Origin of the sequence: Burkholderia ambifaria AMMD, assembly GCF_000203915.1 — a bacterium.
Taxonomy (GTDB): Bacteria; Pseudomonadota; Gammaproteobacteria; order Burkholderiales; family Burkholderiaceae; genus Burkholderia; species Burkholderia ambifaria.
The window spans coordinates 103,945-120,821 of the sequence record NC_008391.1; the positions used below are offsets into that span (position 1 = coordinate 103,945).

Genomic DNA, 16,877 nt, shown 5'->3' on the forward strand with positions numbered 1-16,877 from the left:
AGAATGGCTGCAATCAAAACTTCCCTGCCGCGCCGCAAGTTCGACGTGGTGATCGTCGGCGCGGGCGGCTCGGGCTTGCGCGCAGCGCTGCAACTGTCGCGCGCGGGCCTGTCGGTCGGCGTGCTCTCGAAGGTGTTCCCGACCCGTTCGCACACGGTGGCCGCGCAGGGCGGCATCGGCGCGTCGCTCGGCAACATGAGCGAAGACAACTGGCACTTCCACTTCTACGACACGATCAAGGGTTCCGACTGGCTCGGCGACCAGGACGCGATCGAGTTCATGTGCCGCGAAGCACCGAACGTCGTGTACGAACTGGAACACTTCGGCATGCCGTTCGACCGTAACGCGGACGGCACGATCTACCAGCGTCCGTTCGGCGGCCATACGGCGAACTACGGCGAGAAGCCGGTCCAGCGCGCTTGCGCGGCCGCCGACCGTACCGGTCACGCGCTGCTGCACACGCTGTACCAGCAGAACGTCGAAGCGAAGACGCAGTTCTTCGTCGAATGGATGGCGCTCGACCTGATCCGCGATGCGGACGGCGACGTGCTCGGCGTGACGGCCCTCGAGATGGAGACGGGCGACGTCTACATCATGGAAGGCAAGACGACGCTGTTCGCGACGGGCGGCGCAGGCCGGATCTTCGCGGCATCGACCAACGCGTTCATCAACACCGGCGACGGCCTCGGCATGGCCGCGCGTTCGGGCATCGCGCTGCAGGACATGGAGTTCTGGCAGTTCCACCCGACCGGTGTGGCCGGCGCGGGCGTGCTGATCACCGAAGGCGTGCGCGGCGAAGGCGGTATCCTGCGCAACGCGAACGGCGAGCGCTTCATGGAACGCTACGCACCGACGCTGAAGGATCTGGCGCCGCGTGACTTCGTGTCGCGTTCGATGGACCAGGAAATCAAGGAAGGCCGCGGCGTCGGTCCGAACAAGGACCACGTGCTGCTCGACCTGTCGCACATCGGCGCCGAGACGATCATGAAGCGTCTGCCGTCGATCCGCGAAATCGCGCTGAAGTTCGCGAACGTCGACGCGATCAAGGAACCGATCCCGGTCGTCCCGACGATCCACTACCAGATGGGCGGCATCCCGACCAACATCCACGGTCAGGTCGTCGGCACGTCGCGCGATCACAAGGAACCGGTCAACGGCTTCTACGCAGTGGGCGAATGCTCGTGCGTGTCCGTGCACGGCGCGAACCGCCTCGGCACGAACTCGCTGCTGGACCTCGTGGTGTTCGGCCGTGCGGCCGGCAACCACATCGTCGAGCACGTGAAGAACCAGAAGGAACACAAGCCGCTGCCGGCCGATGCAGGCGAGTTCTCGCTGGCGCGTCTGAACAAGCTCGACAAGTCGTCGTCGGGCGAATACACGCAGGACGTCGCGAACGACATCCGCGCGACGATGCAGAAGCACGCGGGCGTGTTCCGCACGTCGGCGCTGCTGAAGGAAGGCGTCGAGCAGATGGCCGGCCTCGCGGCACGCGTGGAAAGCATCCACCTGAAGGACAAGTCGAAAGTGTTCAACACCGCGCGCGTCGAAGCGCTCGAGCTGGAGAACCTGATCGAAGTGGCCCGCGCGACGATGGTGTCGGCGGAAGCGCGCAAGGAAAGCCGTGGCGCACACGCGCACAGCGACTACGAACACCGCGACGACGACAACTGGCTGCGCCACACGCTGTGGTACAGCGAAGGCGATCGCCTCGACTACAAGCCGGTTCAAATGAAGCCGCTGACGGTCGAATCCGTGCCGCCGAAGCCGCGCACGTTCTAAGCCGAGTCAAAGGAATCCGAAATGGCAAAACGCATTTTTGAAGTCTACCGCTACGATCCGGACAAGGACGCGGCGCCGCGCATGCAGACGTACGAGCTCGAGATCCAGCATGAGCGCATGCTGCTCGACGCACTGGTCAAGCTGAAGGCAGTGGACGAGACGCTGTCGTTCCGCCGTTCGTGCCGTGAAGGCGTGTGCGGTTCGGACGCGATGAACATCAACGGCAAGAACGGTCTCGCGTGCCTGACGAACCTGAACGACCTGCCGCAGAAGATCGTGCTGCGCCCGCTGCCGGGCCTGCCCGTCGTGCGCGACCTGATCGTCGACATGACGCACTTCTTCAACCAGTATCACTCGATCAAGCCGTACCTGATCAACGACGCGCCGCCGCCGGAGAAGGAACGCCTCCAGTCGCCGGAAGAGCGCGACGAGCTCGACGGCGTGTACGAGTGCATTCTGTGCGCGAGCTGCTCGACGTCGTGCCCGAGCTTCTGGTGGAACCCGGACAAGTTCGTCGGCCCGGCCGGCCTGCTGCAGGCTTACCGCTTCATCGCGGATAGTCGCGACACCGCCACCGGCGAGCGTCTCGACAACCTGGAAGACCCGTACCGTCTGTTCCGTTGCCACACGATCATGAACTGCGTCGACGTTTGCCCGAAGGGCCTGAACCCGACGAAGGCGATCGGCAAGATCAAGGAACTGATGGTTCGCCGCGCGGTTTAAAGTTTGATGAGCGACGATTCGCATCAATCCGACCCGCACCGTCGCGCGCGCCTTCGCTGGCGCGCGCGGCGGGGTCTGCTGGAAAACGACATCATCTTCGAGCGTTTCTTCAGCAGATACGAGCATGACCTCACCGATGCAGACGTAGGCGCGTTGTCGCGCCTGCTCGATCTGAGCGACAACGACCTGATGGACTTGCTCCTCGCGCGCAAGGAACCAGAGGGCGACCTAGACAGCCCGGAAATTCACAGGCTGTTGGAGATGCTGCGCAACGTGTAACGCCAAGGTGTCACGCGTTGTGCCCGTTATCGAATCCCGTTTCTTTATTTCGATTGAGGATGTGCCATGACTCCGTCTGATGTTAAAGCCACGCTATCGTTCAGCGACAACTCGCCGAGCGTCGAAATGCCGATCTACAAGGGGACGATGGGCCCGGACGTGATCGACATCCGCAAGCTGTACGGCCAGACCGGCAAGTTCACTTACGACCCGGGCTTCATGTCGACGGCAGCTTGTAATTCGGCGATCACGTACATCGACGGCGACAAGGGCGAACTGCTGTACCGCGGCTACCCGATCGACAACCTCGCGCAGAACGCCGACTTCCTTGAGACCTGCTACCTGCTGCTGAAGGGCGAGCTGCCGAACGCCGCGCAAAAGAAGGAATTCGTCGACACCGTCACGAAGCACACGATGGTGCACGAGCAGATGCACTTCTTCTTCCGTGGCTTCCGTCGCGACGCGCACCCGATGGCGGTGCTGGTGGCGGCCGTCGGCGCGCTGTCGGCGTTCTACCACGACTCGCTCGACATCAACGATCCGCGTCACCGTGAAGTATCGGCGATCCGCATGATCGCGAAGCTGCCGACGCTCGTCGCGATGGCGTACAAGTTCAGCATCGGCCAGCCGTTCGTTTATCCGAAGAACGAACTGTCGTACAGCGCGAACTTCATGCACATGATGTTCTCGAACCCGTGCGAAGAGTACAAGGTCAACGACGTGCTCGTGCGCGCGCTCGACCGTATCCTGATCCTGCACGCCGATCACGAGCAGAACGCATCGACGTCGACGGTCCGCCTGGCCGGCTCGTCGGGCGCGAACCCGTTCGCGTGTATCGCTGCCGGTATCGCATGTCTGTGGGGCCCGGCGCACGGTGGTGCGAACGAAGCCGCGCTGAACATGCTCGAGCAAATCGGTTCGCCGGACAACATCCCCGAATTCATCAAGCAGGTGAAGGACAAGAATTCGGGCGTGAAGCTGATGGGTTTCGGCCACCGCGTGTACAAGAACTACGACCCGCGTGCGAAGCTGATGCGCGAGACGTGCTACGAAGTGCTGAACGAACTGGGCCTGCACGACGACCCGCTGTTCAAGCTCGCGATGCAGCTCGAGAAGATCGCGCTGGAAGACGAATACTTCGTGTCGCGCAAGCTGTACCCGAACGTCGACTTCTACTCGGGCATCGTTCAGCGCGCGCTGGGCATCCCGACGTCGATGTTCACGTGTATCTTCGCGATGGCACGTACGGTCGGCTGGATCGCACAGTGGAACGAAATGATTGCGGATCCGGAGCAGAAGATCGGCCGTCCGCGTCAGCTGTTCATCGGCGACGCGCCGCGCGAAGCGAAGCCGATCAACGCACGTTAAGTCGTGCGCGGCGCGAACGGCCGTCAGGCCGCTCGCGTCCGGCAATCGCAACGCCCCGCACCCCGGTGGGTCATCCCGCCGGGGTGTTTTCATTTGCGCGGCCGGCGTTGGCCATGGGCCGGTCCGGTCCCGCGTTCCAGCGACGGCGGCCGCGTGTCGAGCGGCGGCGCGTCGGCGTCGGGCGCGTGGCCGTGCTGCGCGAAGAACTGCCGGTAAGCGCCGGGCGTCATCCCGCGCGCGGCGAGGAACTGGCGGTTGAAGTTCGCGGCATTCGGAATGCCGCAGCGCGCGGCCACCGTCGCTATCGGCCAGTCGGTGCCGACCAGATGGCGGCACGCATGCGCGAGCCGCAGCCGCTGCACGTAGCGGCCGACGCTTTCGCCGAGGTGCCGCACGAACAGCCGCTGCAGCGTACGCTCGGACATGTGTGCGACCGCGGCCAGCGCGTCGATGCGCAGTGGCTCGTGGAAGTGCCGGTCGATCGCATCGAGCACGCGATCGAGGCGCTCGGCTTCGGGCGCGGCCGAGTCGGCCGATGGCGTCGCCGCGTCGGCCCGCTCGTAGGCCTGCGCGGTGGCGAGCGGCTCGCCGCCGGCTTCCGCAAGGTCGGCGAGCGTGTCGAGCGCGGCCGCGAGGCGCACGCGCGGCGACGGGTCGAGCAAGCGCGGCAGTCGCTCGCGCATCGCGCGGGCCGTCGCGGCGTCGAAAGCGAGGCCGGGCGCCGCGCGCCGCAGCAGCGAGCGCAGCGGCGCGTACTCGGGACAGCAGTCGGCCACGCGCCGCGCCCAGTCGCCGTCGAACCAGACGACGAGCGCGACTTCCGGCGCGTCGCGATCGATGCGCGCGTTCGATGACCACGTATGCGGCAGGTTGGGCGGCACGAGCACCAGGTCGTCGTCCGTGTAGCGGGCGACGTGATCGCCGACGAAGCGTCGGCCGCGGCTGTTCAGTGTCAGCGTCAGTTCGTACTCGGGATGGCGATGCCATTCGAACGGAATGCGTGCGAGCTGGCGGTGGTACACGCGGATCGAACAGCCGGGGGCGAACGCCACATGCTCGTACTGCGGTTTCATTGCGACCTCCGGTCGAGCGCGGCAGCGCGCCGTGGCATGATCGTGATCGATCACCACGACGGAGCGATGCCATGTTTTCACATGTTTGCGTGGGCGTGCGCGATACCGCGCGCGCGTACGACTTCTACGCGCCGCTGTTCGCGGAACTCGGCCTGCGTCTCAAATTCAGCGAACCGGACGGCTGGTCGGGCTGGATGCCGGCCGACGCCGATCGGCCGCTGTTCTTCTTCGGTAGGCCGCTCGACGGCCGCGCGCCGGAACCGGGCAATGGCCACACGATCGCGTTCGACGCGCAAACGCGGGCGCAGGTCGACCGCTGCCATGCGCTTGCACTGCAGCACGGCGGCACCTGCGAAGGGCCGCCGGGCCTGCGGCCGCACTATCACCGCGACTACTACGGCGCGTATTTCCGCGACCCGGACGGCAACAAGCTGTGCGTGGTCTGCCACCGTCCCGAGTAGCGCGCCGGTTGTCAGGATTGTATCGATTGTTGGCCGGATAGTGTCGATCGCGGCCGTGCGTCGGCCGTACGCTGAGCACTCGTCACGACACGATTCCACGAGGAGACAACGATGCACCTGACGATCGACGATTTGCCGGCCGCGATCCGCGCGGCGAAAAGGGCGCTGCGCGCCGACCTGCCCGGATACGCGGCCACATTCCGCGAGCTGGAGGGCGATATCGCGCGGCAGGTCGATGCGATCCGCCGGGCACACGCGCACGGCCATGACGTGATTCCGGTGCTGCGGTTCGCGGATATCGCGAACGGCACCGTCGATCCACAGACGATCGCCGCGATCCGCACGCACGGTGCGGCGGTGATCCGTGGCGTGTTCGACGCGGCGCAGGCGCGTGACTGGAATGACGAGATCGGCGCGTACCTGGACGCGAACCGCTTCGCCGAGCGGCTGCATGCGCGTGCCGAGGACCGCTACTTTGGCAACCTCGCGTCGGGCAAGCCGCAGATCTACGGCGTCTACTGGTCGAAGCCGCAGGTGGCCGCGCGCCAGTCGCCGGCGCTCACGCAGGCACGCGTGTTCATGAACCGCCTGTGGCGGCATGCGGACGGCCAGCGCACGCACTTCGATCCCGACCGGGTGCCGGCCTACGCGGACCGGATTCGCCGCCGGCCGCCGGGCTCCACGTCGCTCGGGCTGTCGCCGCATGTCGACGGCGGCTCGGTCGAACGCTGGCTCGGCGCGAATTTCCGGCAGGTCTATCGCCACGTACTGGGCGGCCAGTGGCGCGATTACGACCCGTTCGACGCCGCGTTTCGTCCCGATGTCGAGGAGATTCCGTCGCCGGCCGTATGCTCGATGTTCCGCACGTTCCAGGGCTGGACCGCGCTGACGCCGCAGGGGCCCGGCGACGGCACGCTGCAGCTGATTCCGGTGGCGAACGCGATGGCGTACGTCGTGCTGCGCGCGCTGCAGGACGACGTCGCCGACGACAACCTGTGCGGCGCGCGTCCGGGCCGCGCGCTGTCGATCCTGCCCGAATGGCATGCGCTGCTGCTCGACGCGCTGGTGCCGATTCCGCACATGGAGCCGGGCGATGCCGTGTTCTGGCACGGCGACGTCGTGCACGCGGTCGAGGATGCGCATCGCGGCAGCGGCGACAGCAACGTGATGTACATCGCGGCCGCGCCCGGCTGCGCGAAGAACGACGCGTACCTGCAGCGCCAGCGGCTCGCGTTCCTGCGTGGCGACAGCCCGCCGGATTTCCCGGCCGATCATTTCGAGGTGGAATTCGACGGACGGGGTGGCGAGGGCGACCTTACGGCGCTTGGCCGTGCGCAAATGGGGTTCGGGCCGCTCGCTGCATGACGGATGCGGCGGCAACATCGGCCGCCGCGGCCGCTGCGTTACGCGGAATCGGTCGATCGCGCTGCTTTCGTCTGCTATCTGCCGAATCCGCTGTGTCTCGGCTTCAATTCGACGCGATCGGCTGCGGGCGTGCCCGAAATCGACGCGAATTGCGCAAATTGGCTTCCGATAATGGTCCGGACACAACGCAGCCGCCCTGTGCACCGCACGGGGGCAGCGTAACCATGGAGGAGTCGATGCAATTCACGCAAGCGATCGTTCGCCGTCCCGCGCCGTCCTGTGGCGCGGGTCTTACCACCGCCACGCTCGGCGCGCCCGACTACGACAAGACGCTCACGCAGTTCCACGCATACTGCGACGCGCTCCGCGGGCTCGGCGTCGAGCTGACCGAACTGCCGCCGCTCGACGCATTCCCCGATGCGCATTTCGTCGAGGACGTCGCCGTCGTGACACCCGAATTCGCGGTGATCACGCGTCCCGGCGCGCCTGCGCGGCGCGGCGAGACGGTGCACATCGAAGCCGCGCTCGGCGCGCATCGCGACCTGCTGCCGATGCAGGCAGGCCGTCTCGATGGCGGCGACGTGATGCTGGTCGGCAAGCGCTTCTACATCGGCCTCACGGGCCGCACCGACGCCGAAGGCATCGCCGCGTTCGAAGCGCTGGTGTCGCGCTTTGGCTATTCGGTCGTCGCGGTGCCGGTCGCCGCGGGCCTGCATCTGAAGTCGGTCGTCAACGCGCTCGGCGACGACACGCTGCTCGTGACCGAGGCGCTGGCCGCACACCCGGCATTCGCCGACTATCGCCGGATCGCGATCTCGGCCGCCGACGAATACGCGGGCAACACGCTGCGCGTGAACGGCACGCTGATCACACCGGCCGGCTATCCGCGCGTGCACGACGCGATCGGCTCGCTCGGGCTGCCGCTGCACGTGATCGACACGAGCGAGTTCCGCAAGATGGACGGCGGCCTGACCTGCCTGTCGCTGAGGTTCTAGCCGATTGGCGCGCGGCCGCTTCGGCCCGATAATGTGGCCCCCGCGCGGAAACGGAGGAGACGCTCCGCGCACCAGCCACGACCCGACCGGAGCGAACGCGGATGACCGACAAGAAGATGCAGCTCGACAAGATCGATCTCCGGATCCTCGACATCCTGCGTACCGACGGACGGATTTCGTACCGCAAGCTGTCGGAGCTCGTGAACCTCACGCCGCGTCCGTGCCAGGCGCGCGTGGAGCGGCTCGAGGCGCTCGGCGTGATCGAAGGCTACCGCGCGGTGATCAAGGCGCTGCGCGCGACCAAGCCGATCGTCGTGATCGCGCAGATCGTGCTGGCCGATCACGGGCGTTCGCAGGCGCCGTTCGAGGAGGAAATGCGGACCAATCCGGCCGTGCTCGACTGCTGGCTCGTCAGCGGCACGTTCGATTTTCTCGTGAGGCTCGCGTGCGAGGATCTCGACGAATACCGGCGGATCGCGAACGTGTGGCTGGAAAGCCCGCGGTTCCGGATCGAGAAGATTGTGACGACCGCCGAGCTGCAGGCGATCAAGCGCAGCATCGTCTGACGCGGCAGTGCGCGTCGGGGGCCGCTGGCATCGGACGCGCGGCCCGGCAGGCAGAACCGGTTCTCGAAGCGAATAACCGGGCCGATCGATTGGTATTCCGAATCAATTCGGGCGGCCCGATTCCAACCAGGGTGAATGCTATGGATGCTTTGCAAGCGGCAGCGCAGACGGCCGCGCCGTCCGGGACGGCGCTCAAGCGTCGGCTGCAGGGCCGCCACATCGCGATGATCGCGATCGGCGGCTCGATCGGCACGGGGCTGTTCGTCGCGTCGGGCGCGTCGGTCGCGCAGGCGGGGCCGGGCGGCGCGATCGCCGCGTATGTCGCGATCGGTCTGATGGTCTATTTCGTCGTCACGGGGCTCGGCGAGATGGCCGCGCTGATGCCGGTGTCGGGCTCGTTCGCGATCTACGGCGAGAAATACGTCGACGAAGGCTTCGGCGTCGCGCTCGGCTGGACCTACTGGTACAGCTGGGCCGTGACGATCGCGATCGAGCTGGTCGCCGCGCAGATCGTGATGCGCTACTGGTTTCCCGCGATACCGGGCGTATGGTGGGGTGCGGGGTTCCTGGTGCTGATCTTCCTGCTGAACACGCTGTCCGTGCGCGGCTTTGGCGAATCGGAATACTGGTTCTCGCTGATCAAGGTCGTCACCGTGATCGCGTTCATCGCGGCGGGGTTGCTGATCGCGGCCGGGCTGCTCGGCAACGGGCAGCCGGTCGGCTGGCGCAACTTCAGGACCGGCGACGCGCCGTTCGTCGGCGGCGTGCACGCGATGATGAGCGTCGCGCTGATCGCGGGCTTCTCGTTTCTCGGCACCGAGCTGGTCGGCATCACGGCCGGCGAATCGGAAAACCCGCGCAAGACGATCCCGCGCGCGGTGAAGCAGATCTTCTGGCGGATCATGCTGTTCTACGTGTTCGCGATCTTCGTGATCGGCCTGCTGGTGCCGTACACCGATCCGAACCTGCTGAAGAGCGACGTGACCGATATCGGCGTGAGCCCGTTCACGCTCGTGTTCAGCCACGCGGGCTTTCCGCTCGCGGCTGGCGCGATGAACCTCGTGATCCTGACGGCCGTGCTGTCGGCCGGCAATTCCGGCACGTATGCGGCCACGCGAATGCTGTACAACCTCGCGGCGGAGGGCCGTGCGCCCGCGATGTTCGCGACGCTGTCGCCGGGCGGCGTGCCGCGCAACGCGCTGTACGCGACGATGGCGGTGGGCGGGCTGTGCTTTCTCACGTCGCTGACCAGCAACCAGAGCATCTATCTGTGGCTGCTCAATACGGTCGGCATCACCGGCTTCATCGCGTGGCTGGGCATCGCGGTCTGCCATTACCGGTTCCGCAAGGGCTTCGTGAAGCAGGGCTACCGGCTCGAGCAACTGCCGTACCGCGCGAAGTGGTTCCCGTTCGGGCCGCTGTTCGCGATCTGCATCGTGATCTCGCTCGGGCAGGATTACCAGGCGTTCTTCGCGGCCCGCATCAACTGGATGGAAGTGCTGTCGATCTATGTGTGGATCCCGCTGTTCGTCGCGATCTGGTGGGCGTATCGCCGCGTGCGCAAGAGCCGGCTCGTGCGGTACGAGGAGATGGATATCGGGCCGTGGCTCACGCGCTCGGTGGAGGCCGTCGATGCGGCGGTCACGCAACACGGGCAGCACGGGCAGTCGCGCTGAGCGGCGGGCGTGCGCCGCCGTTGCGCGAGCATGGCGCACGCGCCGGCCTCGCGATCGCGATCGACGAATGGTGCGAGACACGGACCGACGGTGAAGGGCGGCGCACGGTGCGACGCTCGACGGCCCTGTTCCGGCGTGAAACGAATGGTCTGACCGTGTGGTGTCATCGTCGCGAGACGCCGGTCCGCGCCTGCATCGACGCTATTTGTCGAGCTCCGGATAGTGCCGGAAGATCCCCATGTCGTTGAACGGGATGCGGCGCTTGGACTCGAGATAACGCACGATCGGCGGATGCTGCGCGACGCGATCGTGCAGGCCGACGAGCCCCTCGACCTTGCGCTCCGCGCGCTTCATCGCCTTCGGAAACGCGTAGCGCAGGCCTTCGATCAGCTGGAATATCGACAGGTCCGCGTAACTGAGCGCGCTGCCGGCGAGATAGCCGCCCTTGTGCGGATTCTGCGCGAGCACGCGATCGAAGTAGCCGAGGTATTTCGGCAGCCGGTGCTCGAGGAAGTCGGCCGCGCGCTCGGCGGCCTCGGCCTTCTGGTCTTCGTAGTACAAGCCGCTGCCGATCGGGTGATGTGTGTCGTGGATCTCGGTGACGAAATCGGCGACCGTCAGCTGGAGCTGATGCACCCACAGTCGCCCGGCTTCGTCATCGGGCGCGAGCCCGAGCCGCGCGCCGAGAAACAGCAGGATGTTCGCGACCTGCCCGACGACCACGTCGCCGGCCTTCAGGAACGGCGGCGCGAACGGCACGCATTCGTCCTTCGTGCTGTCCATCATGCGCATCATCGCCGACACGCCCATGCCGCGCCCCGATTCGCGCGCGACGTCGACATAGTCGGCCTCGGCCGCCTCGAGCGCGAGCCGCACGTATTCGCCGCGGCCCTGGATCTCGGGCCAGTAATAGAGTTCATATCGCATGCATTGCTCCTGTCCGGTCGATGCGGCGGGGGGGGCGCGCATCGTGGTTGCGGGGCGGGCGGCCGTGCGCCGCCCGTTGCGAATAGACAGTCTAGGAGATCGAGCGGGAAGTGCCGCGCGCGTCGCGTCAGGTGCTGCGCTCGCCGCTTTCGCCGCCTTCCGGGCCATGGAAGAACACCCAGGTCGAGAAGTCGTCGGAGAAGCCGGCGAAGCGATGCGCCGCGAACGCGGGCACGAACAGCACGTCGCCGGCCGCGACGCCGCATTCGCGTCCGTCGAGGACGAACCGCGACGTGCCCGCGGCAATCACGTAGACCTCGTCGCGCGTATGCGGCGTTTGCAGGTCCTCGCCGCGCGGCCGGTACAACTCGATGTCGAGCGTGCCGTGGCGAAACAGCGTCGTGAACAGCGTGCCTTCAGCGTCGAGGCGGGCGAGCGAGTCATTGATGCCGAGCTTCATCGTCGTGGGCTCCGGATCGTGGTCGTGGGGACGTTCACATGTGCGTCGTCCCATCGTATGCCGGAATCCGGTTTGGGGTGAGCGTCGCGATCGAGAGACGTCCGCATGTCCGGTGCGACCCTGCAAAACTGTAATAGGTCTGGATACAAGTCCCCGATCAGAAACGAATACAAAACAGGCAATTGTTTACAAAAAAGTTCCGATGCTGACAGTTTGACATTATCCAGCGGCCAATTTCTTGTAGATTCGGGCGATGCGGTGGAATGCCTCCTTGGGTTCCCATGGCGGCATCTGCCCGGACTCGCTTTGATCGTCGGGATAAGTCTTGACCAAAGAAAAGCTCATCATGTCGAGATCTCGCGCTCCCTCGCGATACCGATAGCTCGGAAACGAGAATACATAGATGAACACTCCGTCGATACCCGCTTCGTTCAGCAATTCGAGCTGTTCCTCGACGTAAGCGGCCTGCTCTTGCTCGCTGCGTGTCGGAATGATGCCGTCCATGAAAATACCTGTCCCGTCGGGATTCGTTCCCTGCAGGCGCATGAACCCGCCAGCGCCGAGCTTGCCCGCTCCTTCGTAGGCGCAGCAGCCGACTTCCATCACAACCAGCGGCTTGTCGAGACGATACCGATCCAGCGCGCCTACGTACTCCTTGGCCGACTCGTTGCTTCGGTAGTGGTCGATGCCGACGATGTCGAATGCGCGCCAGTCCACCATTTCCCACATGCCGGCTGAATAGGTGACCCGGCCGTTGAAAGCCCCGCGTACCACGGCGACGATTTTATCCAGCGTATCGTTAAGCAGGGTTGCTTTGGCCCGTAACAGTTCACCGTCCCCGGATTTAGCAGCGGCGCCGAGCCCTATCACGCCCTTCACGCGTTCCATCACGGTCGAGCCTTCAAGGATCCCTTCGTTGAACAGGGACATTTCGCACCCGGCGACAAACACGATGTCGGCGCCTTCGCCTCTCAACTGTTCAGCGGCGCGGGCAGCCTGCGCGAAATAGGCGGGCAGCTCAGCGATCGGCACGTTCATCTTCCACGGGTTGAAGAAGATGGACAGGCCGGCGGCATGAGCGATGCGCGATGCGGTCACCAGGCGCTCGATTTCCTCCCCTTCGATCCGAATGGCATTGGCGTGCAACGCGGTCGCGATGGCATTGATATCGTAGGAGACGAGCTCTGGATCGAAGCGATCCACGGAGTACGGATTGTCGGCGGTGAAGCGAAGACCCACGTCGTAGACCACGCCACGATATTTCATGTTCTTGGTTCCTTTCGTTGAAGCAAAACTCGGGAGGCTCGGACGTGCGACCAACGCAGCAATGCCGGCGCTGATTTTGAGTAGAGTCCTTCGCTGCCGCCACAACCTGGGCCTGGAGCTTCTCGCTACATCATCGGTGACACGGCCTCAGGACTGCCCGGACGTGTGGGCTTGGCGATATCGGCGGATTCAACGTCAGAAAAATTTCGCAGGACAGCGACTGAGGCTCGCCACGGATACCGCAGCGACGACGCTATGGGTGACGACACGATTCTGTGCATGGATGGGGAATGTCTACCCCTCGAGCCTCCGTTCCATGTCGCTCGATATTCGATGGCATTTGCTACCCGGGCCGTGTCCGCTTTGGGGCGCGAATCGGCACACGGGGGGTGTGTCGGGACCGACCGGTGCAGCCGATCGTCCCGACGAGGTTTATTAGTCAAACTGTCGAATCGTCGCTTGGTAGGCGCGTTTCGCCATCTCGTCGAGCGGAAGCTTGCGCTCGACCTCGGACAGAATTTCGACGCCCCACGGACCGTCAAAGCCCGTCGCCTGAACTGCCTTGATGAATCCCTTGACGTCGAGTACGCCTTCACCGGGGAGACGACGTTTGTGACAAGTGTCCATCCAGAGCGGTTCGATTGCGTAGCGATCTGCGTCGTCGAGTTCGATGCCTTTGATGAATTCCGGCTTGATCGTTGCGATTTCATCGAAGTTGATGTTGCCGCGCGAGAGATGCCAAATGTCGAGCAGAAGTCCTGCATTCGCCTTGTTGGCCCCCTCGACGATTGCTTTGCCCGTCTCGATGGTCCGTACGTTGCTGAACGGCATGATTTCGAGCATGACCTGGGTACCACGTTTCTCGGCATCTTCTGCCAGCTTGCCGAACTCTTCGACCATGAGCGGAACGATCGCGGTTTCCTCGCCGATGCCGGGGCCGACCTTGACGATGCGCGCGCGCAGCTCTTCGGCGGCCTTAAGGTAGTAATACCGCATGCTGTCGGATGCCCTGCGGCGCTCGCCGGTCTGATACCAGTCGACCAGGAACTCAAATTCGACGTGCTTGATGCCGTTGGCCTCAAGGATGCGACGCATTTCGGGGAAACCGATTTTGTCGGCGGTCGCGTAGATATCCGAATGAATCAGACCGATGCCATCCCAGCCTGCTTTGGCGGCAGCTTCGACGCGGTCTTTGAAGCTGAACGGGCTGATTTCGGTCGGGCCGAATGGATAGACGTCGCCGGACAGCGTGAAGTAGGCGGCAACGAGCTCGACTTTGGACTTGGACATTTGAACCCTCATGAAAGAAGCGGCGACGAGCCCGACGGGGCGAGTCGCATAGAGATGATGTCCGTCACTATCACGCAGAACCTGGACGAGATAAACGGCCCGCAAATCGTCTTTCAGTAGAGTGAAAGTCCACAATCTGGCAGCGCTCGTCAAATCTGCTTGCCGTCCAGATTGTTCGGGCTCCGGAGCCTTTCCATCGGCTGGCCGGGGTGATTTTTCCGCCAGGAGGAAATAGCTTTTCGTTGTGTTGCATTTTTCTTTCTTGCATCAAGCCTTAACGTGCCTCCACCACAACACGGAAACCTGGCTCGTCGATTCGACGCACCTTAAGGAGACACAGCATGAACCTGCGCAAATCCATCCTCTCTTGTCTTGCTCTCGGGACAATCTCCGGTGCGCTCAGCACCGGAGCCGATGCCGCGAATCAGCCGCACGTCGCCCTGCTCATGCCGACGCAGAGCGTTGAATACTGGGCGCTTTATATCAAGGGCTTCCAGAAGGAGGCCGCGGCGGACGGCCTCAAGGTGGATGTCAAGGTTACCAATTACGATGCGAACGAACAGGCGACGCAGGTCGAACAGACGCTCGCCCAGAAGCCTGACGTCATTGTCCTTGTGCCGGTGGACTCGAGCGCAATGGTGCCCTCGATCCGAAAGATCGACCAGGCCAGGATTCCGCTTGTCATCTCGAACTCCATGCCCGACCAGAAGTATTCGCGCTACTGGAAGGTCTTTACCGGCCCGAACGACATCAGCAACGGCGAAGCCGCAGCCAAGGCGATGATTCAGGGATTCAAGGAAAAGGGCTACGGCGACAAGGGAAAGGTCATCGTCATCAATGGGCCGATGGGCACGCCGCCTCAGGTGCAGCGCTATCAAGGTTTCGTTGATGGGCTCAAAAAGAACGCTCCCGGCATCGAGGTCGTTGGCGCGCAGCCAGCCGACTGGGACGCAGTGAAAGCGGAAGCTGCTGCGTCCGCGCTATTTACACAGTTCAAGGACGTGAAAGGCGTCTACACCGAGAATGATTCACAACTTCGCGGCGTGGTGACTGCCGCTCAACGACTGGGACTCGAACCTTCGAAGCTTGTGATTGTGGGACACGGGTGTGATGCCGGCGGCGTCGAAGCCATCTCGGCTGGGAAGGCATACGCGACAGTCGAGCAATCCCCCTTCGATGACGGCGCGTACGCTGCAAAGGCGGCGCTGGAGCTGGCTACCGGCAAGACGCCCCGGGCTGTGCAGTATCTGCCGAACCCTATCGCCACCAAAGCGACCACTAACGTCTGCTATTCGCAAAAGAAATAAGTGCACGTCAGGGCCGACACCATCAGCTAAGCGGTGTGGGACGTACTTGCGACCCTTCGGGGTCGCATTTGTCTGTACATGGAAAAAAGATGAGACAGGAAATCGGTGTGGCCGTCATTGGGACTGGCTTCATGGGTAAAGCGCATGCGCTAGCGTACCGCGCTGTCGCCAATGTCTTTCCGCGCTCCCTGAAGCCGCGTCTGGTGGCAGTTGCCGACGTGAGTGAGGCAGGTGCGCGGCAAGCCGCCGAGCAGTTTGGCTTCGAGCGCGCAACGAGTGACTGGCGGTCGCTGCTTGACGACCCCAGCGTACAGGTCGTCTCCATTACGACGCCGTGCAGCATGCATCGGGAAATGGCATTGGCCGCAATTGCAGCGGGGAAACATGTGCATTGCGAGAAGCCGATTGCGCCGTCTGCTCCCGACGCGCACGAGATGATGAAGGCGGCCGAAGCCGCGAACGTGGTCACGCAAGTCGGATACAACTACATCAAGAACCCAATCCTCAAATTGGCGCAAGCAATGATTGCGTCCGGAGAACTGGGCGAAATCACGAGCTTCCGCGGCATACATGCGGAAGACTATATGGCTGACCCGGAGATTCCCTACGGGTGGCGAGTCGACCCTCAGAACGGTGCCGGTGCGCTGGCTGAAATCGGCAACCATATCGTCGGTATGGCGCGCTTCCTTCTCGGCCCGATTACGCTGGTGAATGCTCAACTCGAGACTGTCAACAAGACGCGCCCCGTCGCTGCAGGGTCGGCCGAGCGACGGGAGGTCAAAGTCGATGACATCGCGCGATTGATGGTGACGTTCGACCGGGGATGCTCCGGCTCGATCGAAGCCAACTGGACCGCGACCGGGCGCAACATGCAACTTGAGTTCGAGGTCTACGGGACCAACGGTGCGCTGCTCTTCTCGCAGGAGCGCTTCAACGAGCTTCAATACTTCAAGGCCGGCGACGACCCGCGGACCACGGGATTTGCTCGAATCGAGGCCGGCCCTGTGCATCCTCCTTATGAACACTTCACTGTAGCCGGCGGGCACCAGCTCGGCTTCAACGACCTGAAAACCATCGAAATGGCGGAGTTTCTTGCGGCGATCGAGCACAGGTCGCCCACATTCCCCGACTTCCGCGAGGCCTGGGAAATCCAGCGGGTTGTCGATGCGGCAATTCGGTCGTCGACGGAGGGGCGGCGTATCCGCCTCTAAGCGACGAGCACACGGTGCGCGCGGTTTGTCGGACATCCAATCCTGACCTCGCGCGCTTTTTTGTGGTGCTAACGAGTGCCTCAGATATTTCCGGTCACCGGAAATATCATTTCGCGGCAGCGCATTTTTCT

16 protein-coding genes are annotated in these 16,877 nt (G+C 64.0%); 11 read left to right on the top strand and 5 right to left on the bottom strand.

The features are described from left to right. The first annotated feature begins 3 nt into the window (after positions 1 to 3). The 4 genes from sdhA to gltA all read left to right on the top strand — a co-directional run bounded on the left by sdhA (position 4) and on the right by gltA (position 4,149). Positions 4 to 1,779: a succinate dehydrogenase flavoprotein subunit gene (gene sdhA, locus BAMB_RS16705; protein ID WP_006754980.1), complete on the top strand. Its 1,776-nt coding sequence runs from the start codon at positions 4 to 6 to the stop codon at positions 1,777 to 1,779. A gap of 21 nt (positions 1,780 to 1,800) precedes the next feature. Beyond that, a complete protein-coding gene (locus BAMB_RS16710; RefSeq protein WP_011658352.1) occupies positions 1,801 to 2,502 on the top strand; it encodes a succinate dehydrogenase iron-sulfur subunit in 702 nt (233 codons plus the stop codon). Positions 2,503 to 2,508: 6 nt separating this feature from the next. Next, positions 2,509 to 2,781, top strand: a complete 273-nt coding sequence (locus BAMB_RS16715) for an FAD assembly factor SdhE (RefSeq protein WP_011658353.1) — start codon at positions 2,509 to 2,511, stop codon at positions 2,779 to 2,781. A gap of 66 nt (positions 2,782 to 2,847) precedes the next feature. After that, a complete protein-coding gene (gltA, locus tag BAMB_RS16720; RefSeq protein ID WP_011658354.1) occupies positions 2,848 to 4,149 on the top strand; it encodes a citrate synthase in 1,302 nt (433 codons plus the stop codon). A gap of 89 nt (positions 4,150 to 4,238) precedes the next feature. Here the strand turns inward: gltA and BAMB_RS16725 are convergent, their stop codons facing one another. Beyond that, on the bottom strand, positions 4,239 to 5,222 hold the full coding sequence (locus BAMB_RS16725; protein WP_011658355.1) for a helix-turn-helix domain-containing protein: 984 nt from the start codon (positions 5,220 to 5,222) through the stop codon (positions 4,239 to 4,241). A 71-nt stretch (positions 5,223 to 5,293) separates the two neighbouring features. Here BAMB_RS16725 and BAMB_RS16730 point away from each other — a divergent pair, with 71 nt between their 5' ends. From BAMB_RS16730 to BAMB_RS16755, 5 genes are all read left to right on the top strand, one after another. Next, a complete protein-coding gene (locus BAMB_RS16730; protein ID WP_011658356.1) occupies positions 5,294 to 5,683 on the top strand; it encodes a VOC family protein in 390 nt (129 codons plus the stop codon). A 111-nt stretch (positions 5,684 to 5,794) separates the two neighbouring features. Beyond that, a complete protein-coding gene (locus tag BAMB_RS16735; protein ID WP_011658357.1) occupies positions 5,795 to 7,048 on the top strand; it encodes a DUF1479 domain-containing protein in 1,254 nt (417 codons plus the stop codon). 236 nt (positions 7,049 to 7,284) lie between these two features. After that, on the top strand, positions 7,285 to 8,043 hold the full coding sequence (locus BAMB_RS16745; RefSeq protein ID WP_041491624.1) for a dimethylarginine dimethylaminohydrolase family protein: 759 nt from the start codon (positions 7,285 to 7,287) through the stop codon (positions 8,041 to 8,043). Between the two features lie 101 nt (positions 8,044 to 8,144). Beyond that, a complete protein-coding gene (locus BAMB_RS16750) occupies positions 8,145 to 8,609 on the top strand; it encodes an Lrp/AsnC family transcriptional regulator (protein WP_011658359.1) in 465 nt (154 codons plus the stop codon). Positions 8,610 to 8,749: 140 nt separating this feature from the next. Then, a complete protein-coding gene (locus BAMB_RS16755) occupies positions 8,750 to 10,285 on the top strand; it encodes an amino acid permease (RefSeq protein WP_011658360.1) in 1,536 nt (511 codons plus the stop codon). Between the two features lie 201 nt (positions 10,286 to 10,486). On the opposite strand, the gene BAMB_RS16760 is transcribed toward BAMB_RS16755, so the two are convergent. From BAMB_RS16760 to BAMB_RS16775, 4 genes are all read right to left on the bottom strand, one after another. Further along, positions 10,487 to 11,212 carry a glutathione S-transferase gene (locus BAMB_RS16760; protein WP_011658361.1) on the bottom strand — a complete coding sequence of 242 codons (726 nt, stop codon included), beginning with the start codon at positions 11,210 to 11,212 and terminating at the stop codon, positions 10,487 to 10,489. A 127-nt stretch (positions 11,213 to 11,339) separates the two neighbouring features. Continuing rightward, positions 11,340 to 11,672, bottom strand: a complete 333-nt coding sequence (locus tag BAMB_RS16765; protein WP_011658362.1) for a cupin domain-containing protein — start codon at positions 11,670 to 11,672, stop codon at positions 11,340 to 11,342. Positions 11,673 to 11,891: 219 nt separating this feature from the next. Beyond that, positions 11,892 to 12,938: a hypothetical protein gene (locus BAMB_RS16770; protein ID WP_011658363.1), complete on the bottom strand. Its 1,047-nt coding sequence runs from the start codon at positions 12,936 to 12,938 to the stop codon at positions 11,892 to 11,894. A gap of 435 nt (positions 12,939 to 13,373) precedes the next feature. After that, a complete protein-coding gene (locus BAMB_RS16775) occupies positions 13,374 to 14,228 on the bottom strand; it encodes a sugar phosphate isomerase/epimerase family protein (RefSeq protein WP_011658364.1) in 855 nt (284 codons plus the stop codon). Positions 14,229 to 14,569: 341 nt separating this feature from the next. On the opposite strand from BAMB_RS16775, the gene BAMB_RS16780 reads away from it, so the two are divergent. After that, the gene (locus tag BAMB_RS16780) at positions 14,570 to 15,535 is read left to right on the top strand and encodes a sugar ABC transporter substrate-binding protein (protein WP_011658365.1); all 966 of its coding nucleotides are present in this window, start codon (positions 14,570 to 14,572) and stop codon (positions 15,533 to 15,535) included. Positions 15,536 to 15,624: 89 nt separating this feature from the next. Then, positions 15,625 to 16,746 carry a Gfo/Idh/MocA family protein gene (locus BAMB_RS16785; protein ID WP_041491422.1) on the top strand — a complete coding sequence of 374 codons (1,122 nt, stop codon included), beginning with the start codon at positions 15,625 to 15,627 and terminating at the stop codon, positions 16,744 to 16,746. Positions 16,747 to 16,877 lie beyond the last annotated feature (131 nt).